The organism is Paenibacillus sp. FSL R10-2771, from assembly GCF_038000205.1.
GTDB classification, from domain to species: Bacteria; Bacillota; Bacilli; order Paenibacillales; family Paenibacillaceae; genus Paenibacillus_AQ; species Paenibacillus_AQ phytohabitans.
The window spans coordinates 33,112-45,407 of record NZ_JBBOBM010000001.1; the positions used below are offsets into that span (position 1 = coordinate 33,112).

The window sequence follows — 12,296 nt, forward strand, 5'->3', positions numbered from 1 at the left end:
GTTTCATGTTTGCATGTCATTATTAAAACGCCAACTGTTAGGGGAAGGTATATGGGAAGTTCGAATTTATGGGATGCAGATTGGGAAATTTCAGAGGAATTGGCCCAAAGATTAATAAGTAGTCAGTTTCCACAGTTATCGTCTAAAGAAATCAAAAGACTAGGTTATGGTTGGGATAATACAGTTTTCCTTGCTGGAGACGAATATGTTTTTCGTTTTCCAAGAAGAAAAGTTGCTATTGATACGTTAAAAATGGAAGCGAAGATATTACCGAAGCTTGAGGATTTTATTTCTATCCCTTATTCGAAACCACTTTTTTTAGGTGAAGGGAATAGTGACTATCCTGCACCATTTCTTGGTTATCCATATTTATCGGGAATGTTTCCAATTGGATTAACTGATGAGCAACGCACATTATCGGTAGCAACACTCGCGCACTTTTTAAAAAGATTGCATGCATTTCCAGTACAGGTGGCTCAAGAAAACGGTATTCAACATGACCACAGGAATCTCACAGATATAGCATTACGAAAAGAAAAAATGCTAAAATTCTTGTCCGATCTGAAAATTCATATTAAGGAGGAAGAACATTCTGCAATTGCTGATTATTTGGTGCAGCTTAAAACAGACCAAGTAAAACAAAGGAACGTATTCCTTCATGGTGATCTTCATTTTAAAAATATGTTGGTGGACGAGAATGGAAAAGTTTCAGGAATTATTGACTGGGGAGATATGAATATTGGTCACCCTGCCTGTGATTTGAATGTTGTTTATAGCTTTTTGCCTTATCATGCTCGTACTGAGTTTTTCAGAGAATATGGGGAAGTGGATGAAGAGACGAAGTTATTAGCTCGTTTGATTGCTGTGTATATTCCGATGTTAATATTAATGCAAGCAATTGACGACAAAGATGAAAGAGTAGCTGATGAAGCAAAAGCGAATATTACACGAGCGCTCGCTGATTAATAGAAGTTATCTTAATATAGTGTTTAATAATGAACCAAAGGATTCTTGTTTTGTTTTTTATCAACATTCAGATTATGCATTAATTTTCGAGAAGGCATTTATGTTTACAGTTGATGATATGCTCACCGAATCTGATATATATGTTGTAGACAAGAGTTTAACTAGACATATGTAAAAACTCATGAGACTGGATGATGTGGGCCTTACTTTGGCCGAAAAAGTGAAACTTCATTGAAGTAACGAGGAACGATTGTTCAATACACTACGGTATCTTGTCTAATGCTCAGCTGCCGTTTCTAATTGAAGTAAGAGCAGGAATATAAATAAATGGAAACGAAAACATAATTCAGCATCCCAAATAGGTCGATTAGCATGATTTTAACAACCGAGGATTTTTGTAAGCATCATAAAACTAAAAGGAGTAGCTGTTACTATGAAGGATTTACATAATTTTGTTTCAGATCCTTATGGATTATTATGTTGCTCAATTAATGAAATGGATTACTAAAAAAGAGCCTTCTCAAGGAACTATGATAGACGCTACAGGCAAAAAAATATTTGAAGCCATCCTAAGTAGTGAAAAGTCATGAACTAACGGGAACGTTAGTTGAACAACACAGCAGCAGTCTATGACTTTATTTTCTCGTTCATGGCTGCCGCCGTTTGAAATATTGAGATCAGTCTAAAACTTATTTCTCAACACCTGGAATTTTAAAATTCTGAACCCGCGTTAGATCAACAACTGCAGTCTATCCTGAAATAACTTTATTTCATCATCTGATGGTGCCGCGTTAGCGGCATGGACGTCTAATACTTTATTTCTTTGGACACTTAGTTTTGTTTTTAGTTTTTGAAAAAAGGAAAGCCTAATGCATTATGTCTTTTCAAGATAAAAAGACACACAGCAAAAGGCCATTTCTTTTTTTTATCAAATTAACTTTGTGTCCTGTTCTAATAAATTATACAAATGGAAAATAGGGCTTTTCATAAAATCCTCTTGCAATTGACTTTCCATTTTTTTAAAAATAAGCCTCGCTTCGATCTTACTTTTCAGCAAAACATTTACACAGAAATGGAGTTGAATAAAATCATTTAAAGGAAACTGATTTTTTAAATTCAGCAGAGTTTCTTTTTCTTCGTCTAATAATTCCTCTTTTCTTTCCTTTATTTGCATTTCGTTAATTTTTACAATAGCAGCGTCTCTTGAAGAGGGGGCGTATGTAGGAAGTTTGTAGTATTTATTGATTAAGTAGTTGGCAACATCCAGTAATTCCATCCTATGTGATTCATCATATGCACTTATACAATTCAAAATAAAACTATTTGTCTGGCTAAAAACCAATTCATTTGCAAAGGGATCAAAACGATCAAATGAATTCATTAATTTTTGAAAATCTATATTCAAACCAAAAGCCAATGATTCAGCACTCAAATGAATAAATGGGCTTTGATCATAGGATTTTCCAGTTATGCTATCTTCCACTTTAAAGTGATTTATTTTAATAGCAAAGGTATTGATTACTCGCTTTTTATCATCATCCGCATGATAGAACAGCAATACTAATCGATTACCAACCTTATAATTAAAAAAAATATCCATTTCGTTTTCAAAAAAGGCTTTTCCTTCAGTCTCATCAAAAATATATAGTCTTCTTAGGAGCTCAAATTCATAGTAAATAGATTTGTCTTTATCAATGGGTTCAATTTCAATTTCTTCAGGAATATTTAGTTCTTTATAAATTTTTTGTACATCCAGCAGTAATCCATAACAATAATTGATAAATTTAGACCATTTCACAAAATGCGGATTCTTATAGTTCTTTCCATGCTCAAAAATACTTTTTAGAAAAGAAATGATTTTTAATTGCACAGACAAGGAAACAAATTTAAGCAATGTTATGCTTATTTTATTATTTTTAGTATCGTATGTCATTTGAAGTGCATCTTCAAATTCTCGTATTATGTAATGTTCCTTTCTAGTAGTATTTATAGTAAATTCATACTTATTATCGCCAATTTCAAACGTCTCAACATCAGTATTTAGCAATGAATCAATTCGTCCAAAATTTAAAGGGACTATTAAATCTTTATCCATTCCATTCCTTATACTCCTTTTTACGAGGCAGAAATGAAACGCTTCATATATTTTTAGAAAGAATTGGCCTTGAACGACTGGATAAAGATGAATACCAATCTCGTTTTGGGATTACAGGCGCGATTTTAGATAAATTAAAAGAGTTGCAATCGACTCCCCAATATGAGATTAATCCAACTGCACGGATTATGAGAAATAAAAAAATGGTGACTTTACTCAAAAAATTGTATGACTATCATTGTCAGATTTGTGGAATGGATAATCCTCTGGTTCCTCGTATCGAAAAAGATGATGGCACATATTATTGCGAAGTCCATCACGTGACCCCGCTTGGAACTGCGGAGGCGGCTTCTGACATTGAGACGTTGGACCATTATTCAAATGCAATTTGTTTGTGCTCTTTCCATCATTCTTATGTTCATTATCATAAAGGAGGAGCCTTTCAAATCAGCTTGGATGGAAACCAGATTTTCCTTCTTTCGACTCTGGGGGAGAAGTTACCTATACAAATAAACAAGCACATAAGCTTTCATATAAAGGAAAATTAAGAATCTCATTGTAATATAGATACTATCTAAATGCTTTCTATTGAGCTGAGGTTTATAGTGATGGCTGTGTTTGCTATATTATATGATTTATTAATAGTACTCAAAAATATATGAGTCATTAAACGTACAACAGAAAGGGAAATTGAGGAGTTATTACCTCAGTAAGATGAGGAAAAAGAATCGGTTAATCATCCGCTAATCTCACTTGAGATTGCAGTATATGAAAATCAACTTGTTAAGATGGAAAATAAATTTAGGCATTATATTAAGTGATTAATTTAAATTTTTCTAGATGAAGGGCTGAGAACTTATAACATTATATTCACGCACCGGGCCTAGGCACTGGGTCCAGCAGAGGCATTTCAGATAATATTACGAATAAAATTATAGACGATTAACTTTCAATTTCGGTCGGTTAAATTAGTTTCCAGGTTTCTTTTCATGGTAATTTCTAGCGGTTCCACACTTTCTTTTTTTTATGTTTATCAAGTGCACTTGTAAATCCAATAAAACCAACATAATTAGTTCCACAGTTTTATTTCCCCCGACATGTGTCCAAGAGTTTGGATACTTTAGAGTTATGAATTGTCTGATGTAAAATTTCAGACAACAAGCCAGACATCATGCGCCGTCCTGAAATCTCAGGACGGCTTTTTTTTGATGGAGGACAAACCCAAATTATTAAACAATTAGTATTGTTAAGAGAAAATGCTTCATTAACTAACAGGGGAAAATAACGTGAAAAGTGATAAAACTAAAAATTTCTAATTATGGTAACCCGTAATTGTGAATGCTTTTTAATTTCAGACAGAATAAGTGAGGGTTTATTAATGAGTGACTTGAACACAGTTTATATCGAAACAGAAAGGCTGGTCGTCAGAACTTTTGACGATAATGATTTCGAGCAATTCGAAAAGCTTTTGGATTTGTATGAAGGTTGGCAAATGCAGAAGCCAAGGGCAAAAGAGTTTTTTAATTGGCACCTTTCTAACTATAAAAATATGGGTATTATAACTGGAACATTATGCTTAGGTGTTTTTGAAAAAGAAACAGGTGATATTCTTGGCCAGGTCGCTGCACAAGAACATGATGAGTTACATGAACCTGAATTTGGCTATGGAATCCTCCCATGTGCAAGAGGGAAAGGTTATGCTAAGGAGGCTGCAAAGGGAACACTTGAATGGATAGCGGGAAAATACGATATTCCCTATATCATTGGAACCGTTGAGCTTGACAACATCCCATCTCAAAAGGTTCTTGAATACTGCGGATTCCAGCTTATGGATGAGCAAAATTTGCTGATTCATATATTGAATGAGCGACATGATTTTAAGTATTACCGGTATTATTTGAGTCCTCCTGAATAGGCCGATATGCAATATATCGACACAAAGGCAGTCGGTTAATAGTCGGCTGCCTTTGTTCAACGAAAGGGCAGGATAGCTCAATAATTCCGCGAATATTCTACATATGTAGTTATTTACGAAGTACTAGTGGAGGTTATTCATGGAAGTTATTATGAGAGACTCAATCGTTCAGTTGGTCCGGGGAGATATAACTAAAACTGAAGTAGAAGCAATAGTCAATGCTGCCAACACTAGTCTGTTGGGTGGAGGCGGCGTAGACGGTGCTATCCATAGAGCTGGGGGAAAAGCAATATTAGAAGAGTGCATGAAGATCCGCAATCAACAGGGTGGCTGTGCAGTTGGAGAAGCGGTAGTTACCACAGGAGGGAACTTGAAGAGCCGTTTGGTTATCCATACCGTGGGGCCCGTTTGGAATGGCGGATTGAACAATGAGGAACAAAAGCTAAAAGACTGTTACAGGAATTCATTAACGCAAGCGGAGTTAAACGAAGCTACAAGTATTGCTTTTCCAAATATAAGTACAGGTATATACAAATATCCGAAAGACTTAGCCTGCTACATAGCCGTAGAGGAAGTGTCTAAGTACTTATTAAATAAGGAAACAAATATTAAGAAAGTAGTATTTGTATGTTTTGATGAAGAGAACTTTGAAATATACAAGAATGAACTAAAGAAGTATTGAGATTGACTAATTAGAGATTGAAAAATCACTAAAAATAAAGCAAATGGCTCCGCCCTTATTATCAAAGGGCGGAGCCATTTGTGATTTCTTTAATCAGCAATAATACACTTTCTCTACCTTATATAAAGTATCCTCAATCACCGGGCAGAGAGCAGCATCTGCTTTGTAGAATTTTACCCGGAAATATAAGCTTTTCAGGAAATTCTTAATATTATTTTTTTGCCTGAAGGCAGGCAGGAAGTCTGGACTTTTCTCCACCTTACCAAAACGTTGAATCCATTGCTCTACATCAGTCTGACTAAGCAGTTTTCTGTTTAAAACACTGATTACGGGTCTGACCATCCGCTCCTCCTCACCATCGGAGTAAACCCGTTCGGTTATGGTCATCTTGTTGTAAACCAGGTCGAGGATGGTAAAGAGGTCAGCCTGATCCAATTCGGAACATTGGGCTAAATCATCTAATGCATCTGCCCCATGGGCTATGGCATGAGCCCAGCCCTTTTCTTCGTCATACCCGCGGTAATCCTGCTCTTCCTGCACACTGTAGAACACTTTCTCTTTGATCTGGTGAACTTGCTCTCTTGAGAGGAAGGGGGATTCCCTATGCTTCATGATGAGAAGCGGGATGACCAGCATAGAGAAAGACCGGGTGAATACAGAGTCTGTATTGCTTTCACCGAGCTTATAATGCAAATGATCAGTATCCAATAGGGCAGGGAGAAGTTGCTCCAGCTCGTCTTCGGAAAGCGAATTACCGGGAATCCAGTGGGATAGGGTTGTATAGATTAGATCATCACGCAGCCCGGCATCCAAGGAGCCGATGTTATGTATCATTTCTTGTACCAGCTGGAAGGGTTCCGCTGGTGTCTGGTAGTCATTTTCTTTGATTAGGATCAACTGTTCTTTTAAATTCATGGTTTGCGCTCCTATCGGGTATTTTCCGGACTCTTCTCTTACTATAAGATACAGGCATGATGGGATACAACTTCATCATATCTTAATGCAATCTTAATGTCTTTGAGGAATCCTTAACGCTATATTAATGCCGGAAATGATAGGCTGAACTTGGAAGTAAATGATAGTTTACTCCGCAGAATTCGAACAGTTCCTTGCCTCTATAATCACGGAATATTCTTCTGTGGTCTTTTTGTTGTGTCTGAGTAGGGTACAGATGCTGCACTATCAAGAATTTTACAAAATAATAAGCGAGTGGTGAAACCCGTGATCTCATTTTTAAAACGATTTCTGATCGGCAGGCCCTTAAAGTCTACTGAGTTAGGGGAGCAAAAGCTAAATAAAAAGAAAGCGCTGGCCATACTGTCTTCAGATGCCTTGTCTTCCGTTGCGTACGGGCCGGAACAAATCTTGATTGTTCTCGTTACGATTGGGGCAGCTGCCTTCTGGTATTCCATTCCGATTGCGATTGGCGTATTAGTATTGTTGACCGCACTCATTTTGTCCTACCGGCAGATTATTTTTGCTTATTCGCATGGTGGTGGAGCCTATGTGGTATCCAAGGAAAACCTGGGGAAATACCCCGGACTGATTGCCGGCGGATCGCTGTTGGTGGACTATATTTTGACGGTGGCTGTAAGTATATCGGCCGGCGCGGACGCGATTACCTCAGCTTTTCCAAGCCTGCATGAGCATAAAGTAGTTATCGCTATCGTCTTCGTGATCCTGATTACGATTCTAAACCTAAGAGGGGTAACGGAATCCGCTTCCGTACTTGCTTATCCGGTTTATTTATTCGTGCTGGCTTTATTCATACTAATTGGTACAGGTTTGTATAACATTTTAACCGGTAACGTTCCGGCAGAGCTGCATACCTCATTGGGCACGCCGGTAGCGGGGATCAGTCTATTCCTGCTGCTGCGCGCATTTTCTTCCGGGAGCTCTGCGTTAACGGGTGTAGAGGCGATATCCAATGCCATTCCGAATTTCAAAAGTCCGGAGGCTTCTAACGCTGCCAAAACCTTAGTGGCCATGGGAGCCTTACTTGCTGTTATGTTCTCAGGAATTGTTGTGCTGGCCTATTACTATGGTATAGCTCCCCGTGCTGATGTGACGGTCGTGTCGCAAATTGCCGAGCAAACGTTCGGCCGGAATGCGATGTATTTCTTCATACAGGGAACCACTGCATTAATACTAATTCTGGCTGCCAACACCGGGTATTCCGCATTTCCTTTACTGGCTGTGAATCTGGCCAAGGATAAGTTCATTCCGCGGATGTTCACCATGCGTGGAGACCGGCTGGGTTACTCTAACGGCATTATCATTCTGGGTGTTCTGTCTATGGTCCTGATTTATGTATTTGAAGGGAAGACAGAGCAGTTGATCCCACTTTATGCTGTAGGTGTGTTCATTCCCTTTACGCTGTCACAGACAGGGATGATGGTTAAGTGGCTCCGGGAAAAACAGGCGGGCTGGCTGCAAAAATTCATCATCAACACCGTTGGTGCTCTAATCAGCCTTATTGTTACGATGATGTTCTTCTTGACCAAGTTCACACAGGTCTGGCCGGTATTTGTATTTTTGCCGATTCTCCTTCTGGTGTTCCACCGGATTCATAAGCATTACGAGGCCGTTGCCGACCAGCTCAGAATAACCACCTGTGAGGAAACGATTAAGATTGAAGGCAATGTAATCATCGTGCCGGTTGCCGGAATCACTCATGTGGTGATGAACTCCCTGGAATATGCCAAATCGCTGAATCCGCAGCAGATTATCGCCGTGTATGTGCCTTTCGAAAGAGAAGAGGAAGCCATATTCGAGGAGAAATGGAAAAAGTGGCAGCCGGAAATAAGATTAGTGACTTTGTATACTCCCTATAGAAGCATCGTACAACCATTGACCAAATTCATTGATACGATCAATTGGAAGGCTGCAGAGTTGAATCATAGGGTAACGGTCATCATTCCACAGTTCATTCCGAAGAAAGGCTGGCATAACATCCTTCATAATCAATCGAGTCTGCTGATACGTGCCCGGTTACTGTTCCGCAGTGATGTTATTGTCACTACAGTGCCTTATCATTTGAAGAAGTAATTTATTATATAAAAAAGCCTGCACCCCATACCGGGCGTGCAGGCTTTTGGCTATTTCAGATCCCCTAAGCTAAGCCTACGCGGCCTGCTTAGACGGCAGCATGCGGCGGATAAGCTTCGCCAGCTCCATCACGATGACCGAGCCAAGGGCGAGGCCTGTGGCTGTCAGCCAGTGGTCCATCCCGAAGGAAGCGGGGATGGAGAAGATGTCTCTGACGCCGGGCAGGACGGCAATACCGTAGAAGGCAAAGCAGACCATGACAGCGCCGATCACATATTTGTTGCTGAAGAAGCCGGCTTCCACCGAGGTCTGGCTGTTGGAGCGGGCTGCGAAGGTCTGGAGCGTACGCGCCAGAATCAGCGTGGTGAAGGCCATGGCGATGCCCATTTCATCGGAATGCTGCAGCCCGATGTACTGGGAGACAATGACGGCAATCCCGATCAGCAGACCACGGGTAATGACAGCCTGCATCATGCCTCCGGCGAAGATGCCTTCGCCAATGTCCCGCGGCTTGCGGCTCATTACATCCGGCTCAGCCTTCTCCATGCCCAGGGCAATGGCCGGCAGGGAATCGTTGGCCAGGTTAATGAACAGTAACTGGATGGCGGTAAACGGGTTGATCCAGTCGAAGATCAGCGCGAACAGGATGGCGATGATCGCCCCCAAATTGCCGGCGAACAGATAGGCAATGGCCTTCTTGATGTTGTCGAACACCGTCCGGCCGACAGCGACCGCATTGACGATGGATACGAAGTTATCATCGGTCAGGATCATGGCTGCGGAATCCTTGGCTACATCAGTTCCGCTGCCCATGGCTACACCGATATCGGCCTGCTTTAGGGCCGGGGCATCATTGACTCCGTCGCCGGTCATGGCGGTGATTTTGCCTTTACGCTGCCAGGCACGGACAATTCTGATCTTATTCTCAGGAGAGACACGGGCATAGACGCCAATCTGCTCCAGCCTGCTGTCCAGCTCCTCCTCGGACATGGCATCCAGCTCCTGGCCGGTGACCGCGATCTCATGCTCAGCCATCAGTCCGATATCGCGACCAATCGCCTGAGCGGTGGTCTTATGGTCCCCGGTAATCATGATCGTGCGGATACCCGCCTTGTTGGATTCAGCAATGGAGCCATATACCGCCTCGCGCGGCGGATCAATCATCGCTGAGAGGCCAACCAGAACCAGGTTCTGCTCATCTTCAAGGCCTACTTCGGTGACGGTATTTGGCACGGTCTTATAGGCATAAGCAAGCACCCGCAAGGCTCGGCTGGAGAACTGCTCGTTAGCTTCGGTGAAGCGTTCCAGAACCTCCGGTGTCAGCGGGACCTCCTGGCCGCTCAGCAGCACGTGGGTACATCTGCTGAACAGGACATCCGGGCCGCCTTTGGTAAGTAGGGCTTTCTGGCCGTCGAAGGTATGCAGCGTCGTCATCAGTTTGCGTTCTGAGTCGAACGGCAGCTCGGCTTCGCGCGGGAAGTTATCGCGGATCTCGCGGTAATCCCGGTTCTTGCTGTTACTGAAGGCAATCAGCGCAACCTCTGTAGGGTCACCCAGCTCTTTGCCTTCCTCGTTAATGTTGGAATCGTTGCAGAGTACGGCGATATGCAGCAGTCTGCGGGCTTCTTCCGACCATTCATCGGCCTGCAGGCTGAACTGCTCCTGCGATCCTTCCGGCAGGAAGTAATCGACAACTGTCATTTTATTCTGTGTCAAGGTACCGGTCTTATCTGTACAGATTACACTGGTTGATCCCAGGGCTTCAACAGCGGGCAGCTTGCGGATAATGGCGTTCTGCCGGGCCATCTTGTTGGTGCCTACGGAGAGCACGATGGTTACAATCGAGGACAATGCCTCGGGAATCGCGGCGACGGCTACAGCGACGGCGAACATAAGGGCATTTAGAATCGCTTCGGTCGTGTCGACCGTATCGTTCGAGAGCCAGACGCGTGCAGCCTGAATGGAGAAGATGAGGATGGACAAGCCGAGAACGGCCAGGCCCAGCTTCTTGCCGAAGCTCTCCAGCTTGCGCTGAAGCGGAGTCTGCTTCGCTTCTGCACTCTCGATCAGACCGGCAATCTTCCCAAGCTCAGTGCCGAGAGCAGTTCCTGTAATGACCAGCGTTCCCCGGCCATAGACAACGAGCGAGCCGCTGAAGGCCATATTGCGCCGGTCTCCAAGCGGAGCGTCATGATCAATAGGCTGAATATGCTTCTCTACGGCTTCGGATTCTCCGGTCAGCATTCCTTCGTCAATCCTCAGGCTCCCGGATTCAATAATCCGTCCGTCCGCAGGCACGTAATCGCCAGCCTCCAGGAAGACGATATCACCGCGGACCAGTTCCCTCGCGGGAATGGACAGCAAGGCTCCGTCCCGGATGACCTTGGCTTCAGGCGCAGACATTTTGCGCAGTGCGTCAAGCGAGCTCTCGGCCTTACGGGTCTGGACAACGCTGATCACAGCATTCAGAATCAGCACTACAAAGATAATGACGGATTCCATCACATGCCCCATCACAATCTGAACTGTTGCTGCTATGAGCAGCACAATAACCATCGGATCTTTGAAATTCTCCAGAAACAGCTTCCAGAGCGGGTCTTTCTGTTTACCTTTTAACTCATTGTAGCCGTCCTTGGTGAGCCGGTTGTCTACTTCAGCAGACGTAAGCCCTTTGGTCTGGCTCTGCACTTCTTCCAGGGTGTCTGTCACACTGCGGCGGTAATACTCCATCAGGTACAAGCTCCTCTCCAGTTTTTCATTCTCTGTATGGTCCAAATCTACGTTAGAAAATATGACAAGTTTCAACATTTCTCGTTCAGGGCAGTTAAATACTTATACCCAGATGGACGTTGTTCGTATAGAATAGAATGAAAAAATTGAAAACTACAACTCCGTTAAGGACAAGGAATGTCTGGAACAACGGAGGGTACAAAACATGAAAAACACTTTATTAGGTTCTTAGTATTTATCGCTCGATGCCAGCATCTGGGGCGGGATGTATGTGGTTGTAAAATACGTGGTGGACGTTGTACCGCCGCTTGAATTAGTATGGATCCGCTATGTAATTGCGGTTATTGCATGCTCCTTATTGGTATTATTACCAGACAATCGTGGCGTATCGAGAAACGGGATATCCTGTTAATTGTCATGATTGGCGTGATTGGAAATACCATTTCAATCGTAACCCAAGAGATAGGCACGATGCTCTCTACCGCACAAATGGGTGCGATCATTACCGGGGCGACACCTGCATTTATGGTTCTGTTTGCGCGGATTATTTTGAAAGAGAAGATCACCCTTAAAAAGGCCTTTTCCGTTATTTTAGCAACGCTCGGTGTCGGTATTATTGTCGGAAATGCGGACATTGATCCATCGCTTCAGCTCGGCGGGATATCCCTGCTCGTTGCGGCGCTTTCCTGGGGTGGTTATTACTCGGAGAGCAGATTGGCTTGTCCTTTTGGGCAGGGACCGTTCTGATTTGTATGGGAGTTGCTGGTCATTAAGGAAAAATAAGTGTGAAAACATCGGGTCGTCCTCAGTTGAGGGCGGCCTGATTTCCGTTCTGCAGAGAGGATAGTGCGGGGGTACTC

The 12,296-nt window shown here is 42.8% G+C and carries 9 protein-coding genes and 1 pseudogene; 7 read left to right on the top strand and 3 right to left on the bottom strand.

The features are described from left to right. Positions 1-51: 51 nt before the first annotated feature. Together NSU14_RS00250 and NSU14_RS35890 are read left to right on the top strand one after the other, a co-directional pair. On the top strand, positions 52-966 hold the full coding sequence (locus tag NSU14_RS00250; protein WP_340941994.1) for a phosphotransferase: 915 nt from the start codon (positions 52-54) through the stop codon (positions 964-966). Continuing rightward, positions 926-1,141 (top strand): DUF4275 family protein, encoded by a 216-nt coding sequence (locus NSU14_RS35890; RefSeq protein ID WP_076248456.1) that lies wholly within the window; start codon positions 926-928, stop codon positions 1,139-1,141. Before NSU14_RS00250 ends, NSU14_RS35890 begins: the two co-directional genes overlap by 41 nt. Positions 1,142-1,894: 753 nt before the next feature. Here NSU14_RS35890 and NSU14_RS00255 read toward each other — a convergent pair. Continuing rightward, a complete protein-coding gene (locus tag NSU14_RS00255) occupies positions 1,895-3,061 on the bottom strand; it encodes a hypothetical protein (RefSeq protein WP_340941996.1) in 1,167 nt (388 codons plus the stop codon). Between NSU14_RS00255 and NSU14_RS00260 the strand changes: the two genes are divergently transcribed. From NSU14_RS00260 to NSU14_RS00270, 3 genes are all read left to right on the top strand, one after another. Beyond that, positions 3,013-3,609, top strand: a complete 597-nt coding sequence (locus tag NSU14_RS00260) for an HNH endonuclease (protein WP_340941999.1) — start codon at positions 3,013-3,015, stop codon at positions 3,607-3,609. The two genes, NSU14_RS00255 and NSU14_RS00260, sit on opposite strands and share 49 nt — an antisense overlap. Before the next feature lie 830 nt (positions 3,610-4,439). Then, on the top strand, positions 4,440-4,976 hold the full coding sequence (locus tag NSU14_RS00265) for a GNAT family N-acetyltransferase (protein WP_076247110.1): 537 nt from the start codon (positions 4,440-4,442) through the stop codon (positions 4,974-4,976). Positions 4,977-5,115: 139 nt separating this feature from the next. Then, positions 5,116-5,658: an O-acetyl-ADP-ribose deacetylase gene (locus NSU14_RS00270; protein WP_340942001.1), complete on the top strand. Its 543-nt coding sequence runs from the start codon at positions 5,116-5,118 to the stop codon at positions 5,656-5,658. Between the two features lie 93 nt (positions 5,659-5,751). Here NSU14_RS00270 and NSU14_RS00275 read toward each other — a convergent pair whose 3' ends face one another. Continuing rightward, entirely contained in the window at positions 5,752-6,573 is an 822-nt protein-coding gene (locus NSU14_RS00275) for a DUF2785 domain-containing protein (RefSeq protein ID WP_336102573.1), read from the bottom strand. 306 nt (positions 6,574-6,879) lie between these two features. Between NSU14_RS00275 and NSU14_RS00280 the strand changes: the two genes are divergently transcribed. Continuing rightward, positions 6,880-8,706 carry an APC family permease gene (locus NSU14_RS00280; protein ID WP_039300618.1) on the top strand — a complete coding sequence of 609 codons (1,827 nt, stop codon included), beginning with the start codon at positions 6,880-6,882 and terminating at the stop codon, positions 8,704-8,706. Positions 8,707-8,781: 75 nt separating this feature from the next. Here NSU14_RS00280 and NSU14_RS00285 read toward each other — a convergent pair whose 3' ends face one another. Then, complete coding sequence (locus tag NSU14_RS00285; protein WP_340942006.1) at positions 8,782-11,436, bottom strand: cation-translocating P-type ATPase; 2,655 nt, start codon at positions 11,434-11,436, stop codon at positions 8,782-8,784. 265 nt (positions 11,437-11,701) lie between these two features. On the opposite strand from NSU14_RS00285, the pseudogene NSU14_RS00290 reads away from it, so the two are divergent. Beyond that, positions 11,702-12,126: pseudogene (locus NSU14_RS00290) on the top strand (DMT family transporter); the annotation flags it as partial. Positions 12,127-12,296: the final 170 nt, after the last annotated feature.

What these genes read in the sequence shown, in the direction of transcription:
- NSU14_RS00250 (WP_340941994.1), top strand. Translation starts at nt 52, where the DNA reads ATGGGAAGTTCGAATTTATGGGATGCAGATTGGGAAATTTCAGAGGAA.
- NSU14_RS35890 (WP_076248456.1), top strand. Translation starts at nt 926, where the DNA reads ATGAAGCAAAAGCGAATATTACACGAGCGCTCGCTGATTAATAGAAGT.
- NSU14_RS00260 (WP_340941999.1), top strand. Translation starts at nt 3,013, where the DNA reads ATGAATCAATTCGTCCAAAATTTAAAGGGACTATTAAATCTTTATCCA.
- NSU14_RS00255 (WP_340941996.1), bottom strand. Translation starts at nt 3,061, where the DNA reads ATGGATAAAGATTTAATAGTCCCTTTAAATTTTGGACGAATTGATTCA.
- NSU14_RS00265 (WP_076247110.1), top strand. Translation starts at nt 4,440, where the DNA reads ATGAGTGACTTGAACACAGTTTATATCGAAACAGAAAGGCTGGTCGTC.
- NSU14_RS00270 (WP_340942001.1), top strand. Translation starts at nt 5,116, where the DNA reads ATGGAAGTTATTATGAGAGACTCAATCGTTCAGTTGGTCCGGGGAGAT.
- NSU14_RS00275 (WP_336102573.1), bottom strand. Translation starts at nt 6,573, where the DNA reads ATGAATTTAAAAGAACAGTTGATCCTAATCAAAGAAAATGACTACCAG.
- NSU14_RS00285 (WP_340942006.1), bottom strand. Translation starts at nt 11,436, where the DNA reads ATGGAGTATTACCGCCGCAGTGTGACAGACACCCTGGAAGAAGTGCAG.